This is a genomic window from Pseudomonas sp. MWU13-3659, from assembly GCF_023757525.1.
GTDB classification, from domain to species: Bacteria; Pseudomonadota; Gammaproteobacteria; order Pseudomonadales; family Pseudomonadaceae; genus Aquipseudomonas; species Aquipseudomonas entomophila_E.
The window spans coordinates 1-15,855 of record NZ_JAMSHW010000017.1 but is presented as its reverse complement, the minus strand read 5'-3'; the positions used below and the strand labels follow the sequence as shown (position 1 = coordinate 15,855).

Below are 15,855 nucleotides of genomic sequence, written 5' to 3'. Positions count from 1 at the left end.
GCCCAATGAGGTGTTCGATGAATACGAGCTTCTGGAAATCCGGGCATCTGCCCACCCTGTTCGCCGCCTTCCTCTACTTCGACCTGAGCTTCATGGTCTGGTACCTGCTCGGCCCCCTGGCGGTGCAGATCGCCGCCGACCTGCAACTCAGTGCCCAGCAACGGGGCCTGATGGTGGCCACGCCGATCCTGGCCGGCGCGCTGCTGCGCTTCGCCATGGGCCTGCTGGTCGACCGCCTGTCACCCAAGACCGCAGGCCTCATCGGCCAGGTGGTGGTGATCGTCGCCCTGGCCTGTGCCTGGCACCTGGGCGTGCACAGCTATGAACAAGCGCTGTTGCTCGGCGTGTTCCTCGGCTTCGCAGGGGCCTCATTCGCCGTCTCCTTGCCGCTGGCTTCGCAGTGGTATCCACCGCAGCACCAGGGCAAGGCCATGGGCATCGCCGGTGCCGGTAACTCCGGCACGGTATTCGCTGCCCTGTTGGCGCCCGCCCTGGCGGCCGGCTTTGGCTGGAACAATGTATTCGGTTTTGCACTGTTGCTGCTGCTGCTGACCCTGGCGCTGTTCGCCCTGCTGGCGCGCAATGCCCCAGAGCGCCCCAAACCGAAAGCCATGGCTGACTACCTCAAGGCCCTGGGCGACCGCGACAGCTGGTGGTTCATGTTCTTCTACAGCGTCACCTTCGGCGGCTTCATCGGCCTGGCCAGCGCCCTGCCCGGCTACTTCAGCGACCAGTACGCCCTGAGCCCGGTCACCGCCGGCTACTACACCGCTGCCTGCGTGTTCGCCGGCAGCCTGATGCGCCCGCTGGGCGGGGCCCTGGCCGATCGCTTTGGCGGCATCCGCACCTTGCTGGCCATGTACGGCGTGGCAGCCGTGTGCATCGCCGCGGTAGGCTTCAACCTGCCCAGCGCGGCCGCCGCGCTGGCACTGTTCGTCAGCGCCATGCTGGGCTTGGGCGCCGGCAATGGCGCGGTGTTCCAGCTGGTGCCGCAACGCTTCCGCCAGGAGATCGGGGTGATGACCGGGCTGATCGGCATGGCCGGTGGTATCGGCGGCTTCCTCCTCGCGGCCGGATTGGGCGCCATCAAGCAACATACCGGCGACTACCAGCTGGGCTTGTGGCTGTTCGCCAGTCTCGGCTTGCTGGCCTGGTTCGGCCTGCATGGCGTCAAGCTGCGCTGGCGCACCACCTGGGGCTCGGCGGCGGTCACCGCGGCACGGGTATGAGCCTGCGCCTGAGTTTCGCCCAGGCTAGCGCCACCGGGCCGCGGGCGGAAAACCAGGACGCCCTGCGCCTGGTCACCCCCGCGCCGGAGCTGGCCGTCAGCAAGGGCTACCTGTTTGCCCTCGCCGACGGCGTCAGCCAGTGCGCCGACGGCGGCCTGGCGGCGCGGGCCAGCCTCCAGGCGCTGGCGCTGGACTACTACGCCACACCCGCCACCTGTAGCGTGACCCAGGCCCTGGATCGCCTGCTGCTGGCGCAGAACCGCTGGCTGCGCGCCCAGGGCAATGGCCAACCCCTGCTGACCACCCTCAGCGCCCTGGTTTTGCGGGGGCGACGCTTCACCCTCGCCCATGTCGGCGATTGCCGCCTGTACCGCTGGCATGGGGACAGCCTGCAATGCCTGAGCGAGGACCATGTCTGGGACCAGCCGGGCATGCAGCACGTGCTCAAGCGCGCCCTGGGGCTGGACCAGCAGTTGCTGGTGGACTACCTGGAGGGTGACCTGCATGAGGGCGAGTGCTTCCTGCTGCTCAGCGATGGCGTCTGGGCCAGCCTGGGAGACACGCATATCCAGGCGATCCTGCGTGAACAGCCAGACCTGCAGGAAGCCGTCGATACACTGGTGGCCTGCGCTCATCTTTGCGGTAGCCAGGACAACGCCAGCGCCTTGCTGGTCCGTGTCGATGCGCTGGGCTCGGCCAACCTCGCCGATACACTGGCACAATCGCAACAATGGCCTCTGCCCGGCGCCTTGCGCAGCGGGCAAATGGTCGATGGCTGGACGGTCGAAGGAATACTCAGCCAAAGTCGTCAGTCACTGCTCTACCGGGTGCGGGATGACCACGGCCAGGCCTGGTTGCTCAAGACGTTGCCCGAGACCCGCGAGGTGGCACTCAAGGCGACCCAGAGCCTGCTGCTGGAAGAGTGGTTCCTGCGCCGGGTCGCCGGCCGGCACTTCCCCGAGACGCACCCGGCCAGCCAGCGCCAACACCTGTACTACCTGATGCGCGAGTATCCAGGTTCTACCCTCGCCACCCTGCTCGCCAACCACGGCCCTTTGCCCCTGCCACAGTGGCTGGAGGTTGCTCGCCAGCTGTTGCAGGCGGTCGGCATACTGCATCGGCGCAATCTGCTGCATCGCGACATCAAGCCGGAAAATCTGCATCTGGGCAGCGACGGTCAGTTGCGTGTGCTGGACTTCGGCCTGGCCTATTGCCCAGGCTTGTCCGAGGACTTGCCCCACACCCTGCCCGGTACGCCGTCGTACATCGCCCCGGAAGCCTTCGATGGCCAGCCACCTGGCCCGCGCCAGGATCTCTACGCGGTGGGCGTGACGCTCTACCACCTGCTGACAGGGCATTACCCCTACGGTGAAATCGAAGCCTTCCAGCGGCCGCGTTTCGGCGCTCCAGTCAATGCCGCCCGCTATCGCCCCGACTTGCCTGAGTGGTTGCAGCGCAATCTGGAGCAGGCGGTGGCCGCCAATCCAGCGCACCGCTTCGAGACGGCTGAACAGTGGTTGTTGCTGCTTGAGCGCGGGGATCGACAGGAACTGCCCGACCGACCGCGCCCGCTGCTGGAGCGCGAGCCGCTGAAGGTGTGGCGAACGGTGGCGCTACTGTCCCTGCTATTCAACCTGGTGCTGCTGCTCGCCCTGCTCAAGGGATGAAATTGATTTGGCGCAAAACCTGTAGGAGCGGCTTTAGCCGCGATCACCCGCGAAGCGGGTACCAGGCACCGCGCTGCCTGCTTCGCGGCTTAAGCCGCTCCTACAGACAACCCTGTTTCCCGTGCGACAGCGCAGAAGGAGGCGCCCTTGAACGCCAGGCAAAGAAAAACCCGGCCGAGGCCGGGTTTTTCGTGAAGCGTCAAACCAATTACTTGGCCTGGGCTTCTACCTGAGCTTCTACGCGACGGTTGACGGCGCGGCCAGCTTCGGTGGCGTTGTCGGCGACCGGACGGGTCTCACCGTAGCCAACCGAGCTAACACGGCTCGATTCTACGCCGTACTGCTGGGTCAGGACCTGCTTGACAGCGTTGGCACGACGCTCGGACAGCTTCTGGTTGTAAGCGTCTGGGCCGACGGAGTCAGTGTGACCTTCCACGGTGGTGGTGGTCTGTGGGTACTGCTTCATGAAGTCAGCCAGGTTCTTGATGTCGCCGTAGCTGTTTGGCTTGACGACCGACTTGTCGAAGTCGAACTTGACGTCCAGCTCAACGCGAACGACTTCGGCGACAGCCGGGCAGCCATCAGCGTCAACGGTAACGTTGGCTGGGGTGTCAGGGCACTTGTCGACGTTGTCGCAGACGCCGTCGTTGTCGCTGTCGGAGCAGACTTCGGCAACTGGAGCCGGCGCAGGAGCGGCTTTCTGGCCACCGCTGCCACCGAAGTTCAGACCCAGACCAACGGTCGGACCCCACTCGGTGTTGCCGTTGTCGATGTTGTACATGGCTTCGACGCCGGCACGGGCGAAGAACATGTCGGTGATGTACCACTTGGCGCCAGCGCCAACGTTGGCGAAGGTGGAGTGGTCACGGCCGCTACGAGTGGCCTGGCCCAGGCTCTCGTGAGCGAAACCAGCGGAAACGTACGGACGCAGTGCATCGCCGACGGTACCGAAGTGGTAGGTGGCGTCCAGCTTGGTTTTCGAGCCTTTGATGTCTTTGTTGAAGACTTCGCCACGAGCGTTGTGAGTCTCGTTGTAGCCCAGGTCAAGGGAGACGTCGTCGGTCAGGAAGTAACCGAGGCGAACACCAGGGTTGGTGCCGTCGTTCTTGAAGTTGCGCTCGCTATCGTAGAACTGCTTGGTGACGTTGCCTTCGATTTCGACCGCGCCTTGGCCCTGTGCCAGAGCACCGAGCGAAGTAGCGGCTACGAGAGTACCAATGGCCAAGCCCAAGGTGTTTTTCAATTTCATCCGTTAAATCCCCATCTGGTGATAGTTAAGCAGTCCCACCAACATCCGGGGGACAACTCGACGGCTAGTCTAGCAGAACTTGCCGGTTGGTTAGAGGTATTTGCAGCCGACTAAGTTTCAGCCAGGCCTGCAAATTTCTCTCTAAGCTTGTCGAGCGCGCGCTTGTAGCGCATTTTCGTGGCGCTCAGGCCCATGTGCATGATGTCTGCGATCTCCTGGAATTCCAGCTCTGCGACAAATCGCAGCACCAGGATTTCCCGGTCGATCGGGTTCACATGCACCAGCCATTTATCCAGCCCGCCCTTTTCTTCAGGCTTCGGTGCCGTGTCCTCGGACGCCTCTTCGACAGGGTCCAGGCTCAGGGCATCCATCAACCTTCGCTTGCGACGCTCCTTGCGGTACTGGGTGATGCATTCGTTGTAGGTGATGCTGTAGAGCCAGGTCTTGAACTTCGATTTGCCCTCGAAGTTCTTCAGCCCGTACAGCACCTTCAACATCACCTCCTGACAGACATCGTCGGCATCCCGATCGTTCCCCAGGTAGCGCGCGCAGACATTGAACAGCGTCCGCTGGTAGCGCCGCATGAGTTCCTCATAGGCGCGGGTAACGTGAAACAGCTCCTCATGCGAACGCGCCACCAACTCCTCGTCGGTGAGCTCCCGGGGGTCGTAACGCATGGGCGGCGAATGAACTTTATTCAAAACGGATCTGGCCGACAGTCAGGTCAATGTCGCCGCTCGGCCCCCTTGGGCCGATTTCGCGGCGGCATACATTAACAGCTTTTGTGCGGTTAGCGGCTATTCACGCGCTGTTCAAGCAGCACGCGATTGGAAAACGACACTAATTCGCCATCATCGGTGAGCAGGGTCGTCTTGACCGTGCCGATTTCCTCGATGTGCCCTTCGACCTCGCCAATACGCACCTGCTGGCCTACTTGATACAGTTCACGCACATAGATTCCGGCCAGGATCTGCCCGGCAATTTCCCGGCTGCCCAGGCCCATCGCCAACGCAACGGCCAGACCAACGGTAATGAGGCCGATGACGATTACATGGTTCAGCAGGTCGGTCTTGACCTCAAGCTGACTGATAGCCACCGAAATGCTGATGATGATCACCAGGCCCTGGACGATACGCCCGACACCCGCGGCGTACTCCAGGCCGATACCCTCGGCCGCACCGCGCACCAGGCCATTGGCCAACTGAGCCAGCAGCACGCCGGCCAGCAGCACCAGCGCCGCGCCGAACACCTTCGGCAGGTACAGGGCAAGCATGTCCAGCGTCGCCGAGACCCGCTCGAGGCCCAGCGATTCAGCGGCCGAAACCAGGAAGATCAGCAGCACGAACCAATAGACGATCTTGCCGATCAGCGTCGAGATCGGCACCTGGATGCCGACCCGGGCCAGCATCTTGGTCAGCCCGGTACCGCTCATCAGGCGGTCGAGGCCGAATTTGGCGAGTACCTTGGACAGCAGGGTGTCGAGCAGCTTGGCCACTACGAAGCCGAGCAGCACCACGACCAGCGCGCCGAACAGGTTGGGGATGAAGTTCGCCACCTTGGTCCAAAGGGCGGTCATGGCGGTGACCAGGCTCTGGGTCCAGAGATCGAGTTCCATATTCAATCGGCCTTATCTGCGTGCCTGCCAGCGGCAGCGTTGCGGGTAGAGTTGCGACGGACCGGCGCGACATGCGCCGAGCCATTGTTCACGGCGATCAGCAGCGCCTGGCTCCAACGGCCAAGCAGGCTGAACAGATCACCCGCGCCGACCTGGCGGTTGGCGGTCTTGAGCACGCGACCCAGGCAGGCGGCGTCGTCACGGTCCTGGCCGGACGGCGACCCCTTGAGCAGGTCGCGCAGGGATTCTTCAAACGGATCGTGCATGGGCACCTCGCGCAATGTGAGTCAAAGACGAGGGCGCCGCGCGATGGGTCACACATGAATGTGGGACGAATGTTTCAAAATGAGATTTACACCCGGCTTGCCCTGTGATGAAACGCATCACACCCACCTCAGCCTTCGGAACAACAGCCACTGCCCCACCGCCAACCCCAGCACGATCAGGCTGGCGAACAGGAAGCCGTAGGGGCTGCTGGAGCCCGGAATACCGCCAACATTGATGCCCAGCAGCCCGGTGACGAAGCTCATCGGCAGGAAGATGCAGGTGATGATGCCGAAGCGGTACATGGTCCGGTTCATCCGCTCGCTGCGCCGCCGATCCTCACTCTCCAGCACCAGGGCGGCGCGCTCGCGGGCCAGTTCCAGCTCTTCCAGGTAGCGGATCAGGCTGTTGTTCAGCTCGTTCCAGTAGTCCGCGTCGGGGTCGGCGAACCAGCTGCACTTGTTGCGCGACAACTGGGCGTAGATATCCCGTTGCGGGGCGAGGAAACGGCGCAGGCCGGCGGCGCGACGACGTATCTGCTGAAGGCTGCCCTGTTCCGGCGTATACCGTTCGTCGGATTCCACCTTCTCTTCCTCGAGATCGACGGCTTCCGACAGCTCGCTGACCAGTGCCTGGACCTTTTCCGTGAGCAGCTCACCCATCAGCAGGAGCAGCTCGGAGGCCGATTTCGGCCCCCTGCCCTCGTCCAGCTGTTGCAGTATTTCGTCACTGGCGCGCAAAGGGCGCAGGCGCAGCGAGATGACCCGGCGCGCCTCGGCGAAGATGCGCACCGACACCATGTCTTCAGGCTCCGCGCCCGGGTTGAGGTTGACCCCGCGCAGGAACAACAACATCTGCTCGTTGGCCAACTGCAGCAAGCGCGGACGGGTGTTTTCTTCCAGCAGCAGGTCGCAGGCGAACTCGCTCAGGCCACTGTCCTGCAGCAGCCAGGTGCGGGTCTGGGGGTGGCTGCGATCCCAATGCAGCCACAGGCTCTCATGAGCATCCAACTGCAGATCGTCCAGCTCGGTCCGGGCGATCGAGCGCGCACCACCCTTGCCATCGAGCACCAGGGCATGCACCAGGCCCCACTGCGCGTTGTCTTCCTCGAACATCAAAGCTCCATCAGCGCCCGCGGCGCGTCACTCCGGCATTTTCAGCGGGCTTGGCGAGACGATCACACCATTGTTGTCGGCGTACACGTACTCGCCTGGGCGGAACGTCACGCCGGCAAACGTGACCACGACGTTGAGGTCGCCGATGCCGCGCTTGTCGGTCTTCATCGGGTGGCTGGCCAGGGCCTGCACGCCGACATCGGTCTGCACCAGCACATCGACGTCACGCACGCAGCCGTAGATCACCAGGCCTTCCCAGCCGTTCTTCGCGGCTTTCTCTGCAAGCATGTCGCCCAGCAGCGCGCGGCGCAGCGAACCGCCGCCATCGACCACCAGGACCTTGCCCTTGCCATCGAGATCGACTTGCTCCTTGACCAGCGAGTTGTCCTCGAAGCACTTGATGGTGACGATCTGGCCGCCGAAGGAGTCGCGGCCACCGAAGTTGCTGAACATGGGTTCGAGCACCTGGACCAGGTCCGGGTAGGCGTCGCACAGATCGGGCGTTACGTAATGCTGCATGGGAAACTCCTGTCAGTCACAACGAAAGCGAAAGTGGCATCAAGGCTACACCTTGGACGGCATGGCAGTCATCCGAGACCGCTCAGTCAGTTTGTCAGTGCCTGTTCCGACCTCTTCGCGGGTGACCCCGCACCCACAGCAGCACCGCAACCTGTAGGAGCCAGCCTTGCTGGCGATGCCCGGCAAAGCCGGGCCAGGCATGGGAGCAACTGTCTTGTGCTGACTGCTCTGGCCCATTCGCCGGCAAGGCCGGCTCCTACAGGCACGGCGCAACGTTCAGCACAGGCGCAAACGGTTAGCTGACCGGTACCGGCTCCGCCGCCACCGTCGAGGCATGCACCGCGACCTGCGGATCCCTCAACCAGCGTTCCACCAGCGGCCACACCTGCGCCTGCGCCGCCTTGCTGACCAGCATGTCGACATGCCCGAAGGCCTCGAAGCCCTCCTCGCGCCCCAGGCGCAGGAACTGCTTGCTGTCGCCGCCGAACTGCTCGAACAGCTTGCGGCAGGCCCACACCGGGTCCTGGAAGTCCGCCGCGCCGGCCACCGCCAGCAGCGGCACCTCGACGTCCGTCAGCCCCGCCCACCAGTCCTGCTCCTTGTCACCGAAGCGACCGAACAGGCCATTCCAGCGCAGGCTTTCCAAGGCCAGGCCGATAGGCTCGTCTTCCGGGCCACGCTTGAGGCGCGAGCCGGAAATCTGCGCAAAACGCTTGAGCAACAGGCGCGCCCCCCACTCCACCGGTGGCACCTTCAGCGGCCAGTAGACTCGGCTGACCTGGGTGCCGAAGAGCGCCGCGCTGGCCACCAACCCGGCCTCCAGGTATCCGCTGCCCAGAGCCGCAGCCAGCGTGATGCCGCCCAACGAGTGCCCGACCCAGTGCGGCGCCTGCCCGGTCTGCTCGCGAACGAACGCACCGATCACCGGCAAGTCGTAGCGGGCGTAGTCCGCTACCCGGTTGTGCCGCCAGTCACGGTTGCGTGGCGACAGGCCGTGACCGCGCATTTCCGGGACCCACACGTCGAATCCGGCGCGCGCGAGGAAGGCGCCCAGGCCGATGCCCTTGGGCGAGAACCAGAACCGTCGGTTGGAAAAACTGCCGTGTAGCAGAATGACCGGCACGCCCTGGGCGCGCCGTTGATCAGCCAGCCCCAGACGGGTGACTGCCAGCTCGACGCTCGGATCCGGGCTGTTGCCGGCCTTGATCCGATAGACGTCTTCGCTGAGGTCGCCACGGCGCTCGGCACTGAGCAACGCGACGGGGAAAAGGGTGCTGCTGCTTTGCATGGGCTCACAAACATACAAGGGAAACGAAATGCAGGAGCGGGCTTGACCCGCGATCGGGCCAGACCAGACGACCGAGGCGTCCGCACTGGCGCTATCGCGGGGCAAGCCCGCTCCTACAAGGTCCGAAGCGGGAACGCAGCAGCGCTCCCGCCGATCACATCAGGCCGCGCCCTGGCCTTCGGCCAGGAAGAACCAGGTTTCGAGCACCGAGTCCGGGTTCAACGACACGCTCTCGATACCCTGCTCCATCAGCCACTTGGCGAGGTCCGGGTGATCCGACGGGCCCTGGCCGCAGATGCCGATGTACTTGCCGGCCTTGTTGCACGCCTGGATGGCGTTGGCCAGCAGCTTCTTCACGGCCGGGTTACGTTCGTCGAACAGGTGCGCGATGATCCCCGAGTCGCGGTCCAGGCCCAGGGTCAGCTGGGTCAGGTCGTTGGAACCGATGGAGAAGCCGTCGAAGTACTCGAGGAACTCCTCGGCCAGAATGGCGTTGGACGGCAGTTCGCACATCATGATCACGCGCAGGCCGTTGTCGCCGCGGGCCAGGCCGTTCTCGGCGAGCAGGTCGACGACCTGGCTGGCCTCGCCCAGGGTGCGCACGAACGGCACCATGATCTCGACGTTGGTCAGGCCCATGTCGTTGCGCACGCGTTTCAGGGCGCGGCACTCGAGCTCGAAGCAGTCACGGAACGACTCGCTGATGTAGCGCGAAGCACCACGGAAGCCCAGCATCGGGTTTTCTTCTTCCGGTTCGTACAGCTTGCCGCCGATCAGGTTGGCGTACTCGTTGGACTTGAAGTCCGACAGGCGCACGATGACCTTTTTCGGGTAGAAGGCCGCGGCCAGGGTGCTGATGCCCTCGACCAGTTTCTCGACATAGAAGCCAACCGGATCGTCGTAGCCAGCGATGCGCTTGTCGACGCTGTCTTTCAGCTCAGGCGGCAGGCCGGCGTAGTTGAGCAGCGCCTTGGGGTGCACGCCGATCATGCGGTTGATGATGAACTCCAGGCGTGCCAGGCCGACACCGGCGTTGGGCAGCTGGGCGAAGTCAAAGGCGCGGTCCGGGTTGCCGACGTTCATCATGATCTTGAACGACAGTTCGGGCATGGCGTCCACGGAGTTCTGCTTGATGTCGAAGCCCAGCTCGCCTTCGAAGATGAAGCCGGTGTCGCCTTCGGCGCAGGAGACGGTGACGCCCTGGCCGTCCTTCAGCACCTGGGTGGCGTTGCCGCAACCGACGACTGCCGGGATGCCCAGTTCACGCGCGATGATCGCCGCGTGGCAGGTACGGCCGCCGCGGTTGGTGACGATGGCGCTGGCGCGTTTCATCACCGGCTCCCAGTCCGGGTCGGTCATGTCCGAGACCAGCACGTCGCCCGGCTGGACCTTGTCCATTTCCGAGACGTCGTGGATCACGCGGACCTTGCCGGCGCCGATGCGTTGGCCGATGGCCCGGCCTTCGACCAGCACGGTGCCCTTTTCCTTAAGCAGGTAGCGCTCCATGACATTGGCGCTGGAGCGGCTCTTCACGGTCTCGGGGCGGGCCTGGACGATGTACAGTTTGCCGTCGTCACCGTCCTTGGCCCACTCGATGTCCATCGGGCGCTGATAGTGCTGCTCGATGATCATGGCCTGCTTGGCCAGTTCGTTGACTTCGGCGTCGCTCAGGCAGAAGCGCGCGCGATCAGCACGGTCGACTTCGACGGTCTTGACCGAACGGCCGGCCTTGGCTTCGTCGCCGTAGACCATCTTGATCGCCTTGCTGCCCAGGTTGCGGCGCAGAATCGCCGGGCGACCGGCCTGCAGCGTCTGCTTGTGGACATAGAATTCGTCAGGGTTGACCGCGCCCTGCACGACGGTTTCACCCAGGCCGTAGGCACCGGTGATGAAGACCACGTCGCGGAAGCCCGATTCGGTATCGAGGGTGAACATCACGCCGGCGGTGCCGGTTTCGGAGCGGACCATGCGCTGCACGCCAGCGGACAGGGCGACCAGCTTGTGGTCGAAGCCCTGGTGCACGCGGTAGGCGATGGCGCGGTCGTTGAACAGCGAGGCGAAGACTTCCTTGGCGGCGCGGATGACGTTGTCGACGCCGCGGATGTTGAGGAAGGTCTCCTGCTGGCCGGCGAAGGAGGCGTCCGGCAGGTCTTCGGCGGTGGCCGAGGAACGCACGGCCACGGCCATGTTGTCATTGCCAGCGGCCATTTCAGCGAAGGCCGTACGGATTTCCGAATCCAGGCGCGCCGGGAATTCGGCTTCCATCACCCACTGGCGGATCTGTGCGCCGGTCTTGGCCAGGGCGTTGATGTCGTCCACATCCAGGGCGTCGAGCGCCGCATGGATGCGGTCGTTCAGGCCACTCTGCTCGAGAAAGTCGCGGTACGCCTGGGCCGTAGTGGCAAAGCCGCCCGGCACCGACACGCCGGCACCGGCGAGGTTGCTGATCATCTCGCCGAGGGATGCGTTCTTGCCCCCCACATGCTCCACATCATGGACGCCGAGCTTATCGAGGGAAACTACGTACTCTACCAAGGTGATCTCTCCACTAACTGTATTGGAAAAGCTCAAGGGCGCCCGCCTGCCGGTTGTGCGACTGGGCCGGGACGCTTGTGGCCTGGACCTGGAAAATAAGTGAGAATGCCAAACGACCCTGTTCGGCAAACCGAACCTATCATATCCAGAAATATTCGGCAGCTTAAGGCCCCAGGTGCAAATGAAACGAACTGCGTTCTTCATCTCCGACGGTACCGGCATCACCGCAGAAACGCTGGGCCAGAGCCTGCTCGCACAATTCGAGAGCATTCCGTTCAACAAATTCACGCGCCCCTACATCGATACGCTGGACAAGGCTCGCGCCATGGTCCAGCAGATCAACGCCGCGGCCGAGCGCGACGGGGTGCGCCCAATCATCTTCGACACCATCGTCAACCAGGACATCCGTGAGGTCATGGCCACGTCCAATGGCTTCATGATCGACATCTTCTCGACGTTTTTATCCCCGCTCGAGCAGGAATTGACCGCCCATTCGTCTTATTCCGTGGGTAAATCCCACTCGATCGGCGGCAACTCGAACTACATGGAGCGCATCGAGGCGGTCAACTTCGCCCTCGACAACGACGACGGCGCGCGCACCCACTACTACGACAAGGCCGACCTGATCCTGGTGGGCGTGTCGCGCTGCGGCAAGACCCCGACCTGCCTGTACATGGCCATGCAGTTCGGCATCCGCGCCGCCAACTACCCGCTGACCGAGGACGACATGGAGCGCCTGCAACTGCCGGCGGTGCTGAAGAAGCACCACAGCAAGCTGTTTGGCCTGACCATCGACCCCGACCGCCTGACCGCCATCCGCCACGAGCGCAAGCCCAACAGCCGCTATTCGAGCTTTGCCCAGTGCGAGTTCGAGGTGCGCGAGGTGGAAAGCCTGTTCCGCAAGGAGAACATTCCCAACATCAACTCCACGCATTTTTCGGTGGAGGAGATTTCGGCGAAGATCCTCGTGGAGAAAGGCGTGGAACGCAGATTCAAGTAGGTAATACGACCGCCGTAGGAGCCGGCCCGGCCGGCGAACCAGGCGACGCGGTGAATGGCACCGGCCATGCCGCTGTTCGCCGGCAAGGCCGGCTCCTACAGGCCTGGCACGAGCTGCGGAGCCATCACGGCCTCTCGGCTTTAGCGCGCAACGCTTTGAGGGTATTGAACGGCGCATCCACCACGAACTTGTTGGCCACCATCGCCGGCACGCTCCCGCCCGGTTCGGTGTGCACCTGGTAGGTCACCTCGGTACTGTCACCCTTGGGCACCAGCTTCCAGAAGCCCTGCACCTGGGCCACCCGCACGAAACCATCGGTCTCGGGCAGGTATTTAGGCTGTTCCTCGAGCTTGCGCGTGAGGCTGCCGTCAGCTTCCTGGACCGTGGTCACGTGCAGGATCGAGTCACGCGGCGTCACCGGCCATGGCGTGTTGAACTGGGTGTAGGTCCAGCTCTGGTCGCCTTCCTGCTTGAGCAGCTTCTGCGACTTGCACTCGTGAATCCAGGCACAGGCCCCCGCCACATCCTCCTGCAACGCCCTGACCTTGGCCAACGGCGCCTTGATCACGGTCACGCCACGGTAAGCCTTGTAATTGGAGCCCGGCACTTCGCTCAGCGACACCTTGATGCCCTCCTCGTCCTTGGCCACCTGCCAGTTCTCGGCCCAGGCCGTCGGCGCCAGCAGGACACCCATGCCACACAGCAGAGCAATACGCTTGATCGATCTCATCATCTTGTTCCTTGTTGTCGAAGATCCAACCTGTCACGCCGCCGTCATCTGCTCCAGCCACCCGATGATGCGGATGGCATCGTCACGATCATTGCCACAGACATCCACTTCCGCCTTGAAACCGCCACACACCTTGGGCCGCTCGGGCCTGCCGAACAGCTCGCAGAGGTTTTCGACATTCAAGTGCAGGCAGCGCTCGCCCGCCGGCTTGCCTTCTGGCATACCGGGGATCGGCGAACTGATGGACGGGGCGATGCAGCAGGCACCGCAGCCCTCGCGGCATTTCATGACAACAGGACTCCCAGGAGCAAAGCGGGACGAACGTCCCTGGATACTAACCGCTCAAACATACGTTTGAAATTGCCGAACGGATGAATTCACCCGTGACCCGGCAGTCAGTTGCGAAATTCGAAATCGATTGCGGCACCCTCCACGTCATGGCGCGCATCGTTGCGAAGCTGCAATTGCATTTCGTTGCTGATCAACCGGCCATTGAGCTGGAACGGGCTGTCGTCAGACTCGGCCTTGGGCTTGGCCGGAAACATGGACGGCAGCAACGCCTTGCGCGGCGGTGGCACATCGCCGACATCCGGCTTGAGATGCCGAACCATGTCGGCCGGCAGGCTCAGGTCCAGCTTGGGTGCAGCTAGAGGCTTGGCGACGGCCTTGCTGACTGGCTTCGCCTTCATTTTGGGCTTGGACTTGGGCTTCGCAGCAGGTTTTGCCGGCTTGGCGGCCTTGCCTGTTGCAGCCTGCGCCTTGGCCGCAGGCTCCGCAGCCTGGGCCATACCCACTGACAACCAGGGCACTACACAGCACAGGATGAGGGCAAACGGTCGAAGCGCTTTCATAGGTATCGGGAACAGGCTGGAAAAGCGCGTATGCTCCCTGTTCCACGCGCGCCTGACAAGCCTACAAAAGTGAGGCCGTCGATTCCCTGCACAATTGACTGGCCAGCAACCCCAATGCAACCACCGCACGCTCGGCCTCTTTATTCCAAGGGAAGCCGCAATTGAGGCGAATACAGTGGTTGAACTGCTCGGTGTTGCTGAAGATCAGACCCGGCGCAATGCTGATTCCCTGCTCCAGCGCTCGGACATGCAGTTCTTGCGTGTTGACCCGCCCAGGCAGACTGACCCAGAGAATGAACCCCCCCGTTGGTCGAGTCATCTGCGTACCTTCCGGGAAGTGCTGCTGCACGGCCAACTGATAGGCACTCAGGTTCTTACGGTATTCCTGGCGGATGAAGCGCAGATGGCGATCATAGCCACCGTTCTCCAGATACGCCGCCACACCCATCTGGGTCACGCTGCAGGCCGAATGCGTGGTGAAGGTCTGCAAGCGCTGAATTTCATCCTGGTATCGCCCAGCAATCATCCAGCCAACCCGCACACCCGGTGAAAGGGTCTTGGAAAAACTCGAACAGTAGATCACCCGGTCCAGGCGATCGAACGCCTTGAGTGCCTTGGTCCGGCCTTGCTCGAACATCAACTCGCCATAGATATCGTCTTCGACGATCTGGATATCGAAGTCTGACGCCAGGCGCAGCAGTTGCTTCTGACGCTCTTCCGGAATGGTGCCGCCCAGAGGATTACTGAGGCGAGCGGTCAGGACCAATGCCTTGATCGACCATTGGTTGGCCGCCAGTTGCAAAGCTTCGAGGCTGATACCCGTGGAAGGGTCGCTTGGGATCTCGATGACCTTCAATCCCAGCAGGTCGGCAAGCTGCAACAGCCCATAGTAGGTGGGTGATTCCGCAGCGATCAGGTCACCTGGCCGGGTCAGCACTCGCAACGACATCTGCAAGGCATCGACACAGCCGTGAGTGACCACCACCTCACGCGGGTCGACCAGCACGCCTGCGTCGCGCATGCGTATCGCAATCTGCCGACGCAAGGGTTCGAAACCTGGGCTGAACATGTAGCTGAAGGCCCGCGGACTATGGAACCGGGTGACCTTGGCCAGTTGCTGGTGCAGGGCGCGCACCGGCAGGTAGTCCACATGGGGAACCGCCGCACCGAAGGGGAACACGCCATCACGACGCGCCTCGACCAGGACCTGCTGGATGATGCTGGCGCGCGTGACCAGCCCTGGGCGTTCGACCCGGGCGATGTCCGGAGTCTGGGCGGTCAATGCCGGGGTCTGGTGCACGTAGTAGCCCGACTGCGGCCGCGCCCGAATCAGGCCCTGATCCTCGAGGTTGGCATAGGCCTGCAGCACGGTGGCATGGCTGACATTGAGCTGCGCGCTCATCTTGCGCACCGAAGGCACGCGCTCGCCGGGCTGGTAGACACCACGCCGGATATCATCGGCCAGTTGCTGGGCAATGCGCTGGTACAGCAGCAGATTGGTCATGGCGTGTTCTCGAAGCGCGGACGGGATCGTTGTTCTTGTGCGACTCACTGCGGAGCCAGAATACCGTAACAGTTGAGAAGTGTACTGGGACAGATCGGAGAATAGTCAACAATACAGTTGCGTGACAGTGAAAAAGCGCTCGACTGCGTCGAAGCGCCGACGAACGCGCAAAATGGCTTTGGCTTTGGCTTTGGCTTTGGCTTTGGCTTTGGCTTTGGCTTTGGCTTTGGCTTTGGCTTTGGCTTTGGCTTTGGCTTTGGCGATCAAGAGGTTAGCCGCACGGTCAGCG

Annotated in this window: 16 protein-coding genes; 3 read left to right on the top strand and 13 right to left on the bottom strand. The window is 63.1% G+C overall.

The window, feature by feature from the left end; genetic code table 11:
• The first annotated feature begins 17 nt into the window (after positions 1-17).
• Together NGM28_RS19680 and NGM28_RS19675 are read left to right on the top strand one after the other, a co-directional pair.
• Positions 18-1,229: a nitrate/nitrite transporter gene (locus NGM28_RS19680; RefSeq protein ID WP_252091170.1), complete on the top strand. Its 1,212-nt coding sequence runs from the start codon at positions 18-20 to the stop codon at positions 1,227-1,229.
• Positions 1,226-2,896 carry a bifunctional protein-serine/threonine kinase/phosphatase gene (locus tag NGM28_RS19675; protein WP_252091169.1) on the top strand — a complete coding sequence of 557 codons (1,671 nt, stop codon included), beginning with the start codon at positions 1,226-1,228 and terminating at the stop codon, positions 2,894-2,896. The genes NGM28_RS19680 and NGM28_RS19675 overlap by 4 nt, the downstream gene beginning before the upstream one ends.
• A gap of 208 nt (positions 2,897-3,104) precedes the next feature.
• Here NGM28_RS19675 and NGM28_RS19670 read toward each other — a convergent pair whose 3' ends face one another.
• The 8 genes from NGM28_RS19670 to ppsA all read right to left on the bottom strand — a co-directional run bounded on the left by NGM28_RS19670 (position 3,105) and on the right by ppsA (position 11,481).
• Positions 3,105-4,145, bottom strand: a complete 1,041-nt coding sequence (locus tag NGM28_RS19670) for an OmpA family protein (protein WP_213660267.1) — start codon at positions 4,143-4,145, stop codon at positions 3,105-3,107.
• A 110-nt stretch (positions 4,146-4,255) separates the two neighbouring features.
• A complete protein-coding gene (gene sigX / locus NGM28_RS19665) occupies positions 4,256-4,822 on the bottom strand; it encodes an RNA polymerase sigma factor SigX (protein ID WP_044487874.1) in 567 nt (188 codons plus the stop codon).
• Positions 4,823-4,935: 113 nt separating this feature from the next.
• Positions 4,936-5,760, bottom strand: a complete 825-nt coding sequence (locus NGM28_RS19660) for a mechanosensitive ion channel family protein (protein ID WP_240065653.1) — start codon at positions 5,758-5,760, stop codon at positions 4,936-4,938.
• A gap of 2 nt (positions 5,761-5,762) precedes the next feature.
• Positions 5,763-6,026 (bottom strand): CrfX protein, encoded by a 264-nt coding sequence (locus NGM28_RS19655; protein WP_252091168.1) that lies wholly within the window; start codon positions 6,024-6,026, stop codon positions 5,763-5,765.
• Between the two features lie 117 nt (positions 6,027-6,143).
• Positions 6,144-7,139, bottom strand: a complete 996-nt coding sequence (cmaX, locus tag NGM28_RS19650) for a divalent cation transporter CmaX (RefSeq protein WP_252091167.1) — start codon at positions 7,137-7,139, stop codon at positions 6,144-6,146.
• A 27-nt stretch (positions 7,140-7,166) separates the two neighbouring features.
• Positions 7,167-7,658, bottom strand: a complete 492-nt coding sequence (gene rraA, locus NGM28_RS19645) for a ribonuclease E activity regulator RraA (RefSeq protein WP_240065651.1) — start codon at positions 7,656-7,658, stop codon at positions 7,167-7,169.
• Positions 7,659-7,953: 295 nt separating this feature from the next.
• On the bottom strand, positions 7,954-8,946 hold the full coding sequence (locus NGM28_RS19640; protein ID WP_240065650.1) for an alpha/beta fold hydrolase: 993 nt from the start codon (positions 8,944-8,946) through the stop codon (positions 7,954-7,956).
• Positions 8,947-9,105: 159 nt separating this feature from the next.
• The gene (gene ppsA / locus NGM28_RS19635) at positions 9,106-11,481 is read right to left on the bottom strand and encodes a phosphoenolpyruvate synthase (protein WP_252091166.1); all 2,376 of its coding nucleotides are present in this window, start codon (positions 11,479-11,481) and stop codon (positions 9,106-9,108) included.
• Positions 11,482-11,662: 181 nt separating this feature from the next.
• On the opposite strand from ppsA, the gene ppsR reads away from it, so the two are divergent.
• A complete protein-coding gene (gene ppsR, locus NGM28_RS19630; protein ID WP_240065648.1) occupies positions 11,663-12,481 on the top strand; it encodes a posphoenolpyruvate synthetase regulatory kinase/phosphorylase PpsR in 819 nt (272 codons plus the stop codon).
• A gap of 124 nt (positions 12,482-12,605) precedes the next feature.
• Here ppsR and NGM28_RS19625 read toward each other — a convergent pair whose 3' ends face one another.
• The 5 genes from NGM28_RS19625 to NGM28_RS28705 form a co-directional block, all read right to left on the bottom strand.
• Positions 12,606-13,211, bottom strand: coding sequence for an START domain-containing protein (locus NGM28_RS19625; protein WP_240065647.1), 606 nt, complete (start codon positions 13,209-13,211; stop codon positions 12,606-12,608).
• 33 nt (positions 13,212-13,244) lie between these two features.
• Positions 13,245-13,499: a YkgJ family cysteine cluster protein gene (locus NGM28_RS19620; RefSeq protein WP_240065646.1), complete on the bottom strand. Its 255-nt coding sequence runs from the start codon at positions 13,497-13,499 to the stop codon at positions 13,245-13,247.
• Between the two features lie 107 nt (positions 13,500-13,606).
• Complete coding sequence (locus NGM28_RS19615; RefSeq protein WP_240065645.1) at positions 13,607-14,062, bottom strand: hypothetical protein; 456 nt, start codon at positions 14,060-14,062, stop codon at positions 13,607-13,609.
• A 61-nt stretch (positions 14,063-14,123) separates the two neighbouring features.
• On the bottom strand, positions 14,124-15,566 hold the full coding sequence (locus tag NGM28_RS19610; protein WP_213657603.1) for an aminotransferase-like domain-containing protein: 1,443 nt from the start codon (positions 15,564-15,566) through the stop codon (positions 14,124-14,126).
• Positions 15,567-15,671: 105 nt separating this feature from the next.
• Positions 15,672-15,855, bottom strand: a 184-nt coding sequence (locus NGM28_RS28705) for a hypothetical protein (protein WP_286089037.1), incomplete at its 5' end; no start/stop codon positions are given.

What these genes read in the sequence shown, in the direction of transcription:
- NGM28_RS19680 (WP_252091170.1), top strand. Translation starts at nt 18, where the DNA reads ATGAATACGAGCTTCTGGAAATCCGGGCATCTGCCCACCCTGTTCGCC.
- NGM28_RS19675 (WP_252091169.1), top strand. Translation starts at nt 1,226, where the DNA reads ATGAGCCTGCGCCTGAGTTTCGCCCAGGCTAGCGCCACCGGGCCGCGG.
- NGM28_RS19670 (WP_213660267.1), bottom strand. Translation starts at nt 4,145, where the DNA reads ATGAAATTGAAAAACACCTTGGGCTTGGCCATTGGTACTCTCGTAGCC.
- sigX (WP_044487874.1), bottom strand. Translation starts at nt 4,822, where the DNA reads ATGCGTTACGACCCCCGGGAGCTCACCGACGAGGAGTTGGTGGCGCGT.
- NGM28_RS19660 (WP_240065653.1), bottom strand. Translation starts at nt 5,760, where the DNA reads ATGGAACTCGATCTCTGGACCCAGAGCCTGGTCACCGCCATGACCGCC.
- NGM28_RS19655 (WP_252091168.1), bottom strand. Translation starts at nt 6,026, where the DNA reads ATGCACGATCCGTTTGAAGAATCCCTGCGCGACCTGCTCAAGGGGTCG.
- cmaX (WP_252091167.1), bottom strand. Translation starts at nt 7,139, where the DNA reads ATGTTCGAGGAAGACAACGCGCAGTGGGGCCTGGTGCATGCCCTGGTG.
- rraA (WP_240065651.1), bottom strand. Translation starts at nt 7,658, where the DNA reads ATGCAGCATTACGTAACGCCCGATCTGTGCGACGCCTACCCGGACCTG.
- NGM28_RS19640 (WP_240065650.1), bottom strand. Translation starts at nt 8,946, where the DNA reads ATGCAAAGCAGCAGCACCCTTTTCCCCGTCGCGTTGCTCAGTGCCGAG.
- ppsR (WP_240065648.1), top strand. Translation starts at nt 11,663, where the DNA reads ATGAAACGAACTGCGTTCTTCATCTCCGACGGTACCGGCATCACCGCA.
- NGM28_RS19625 (WP_240065647.1), bottom strand. Translation starts at nt 13,211, where the DNA reads ATGAGATCGATCAAGCGTATTGCTCTGCTGTGTGGCATGGGTGTCCTG.
- NGM28_RS19620 (WP_240065646.1), bottom strand. Translation starts at nt 13,499, where the DNA reads ATGAAATGCCGCGAGGGCTGCGGTGCCTGCTGCATCGCCCCGTCCATC.
- NGM28_RS19615 (WP_240065645.1), bottom strand. Translation starts at nt 14,062, where the DNA reads ATGAAAGCGCTTCGACCGTTTGCCCTCATCCTGTGCTGTGTAGTGCCC.
- NGM28_RS19610 (WP_213657603.1), bottom strand. Translation starts at nt 15,566, where the DNA reads ATGACCAATCTGCTGCTGTACCAGCGCATTGCCCAGCAACTGGCCGAT.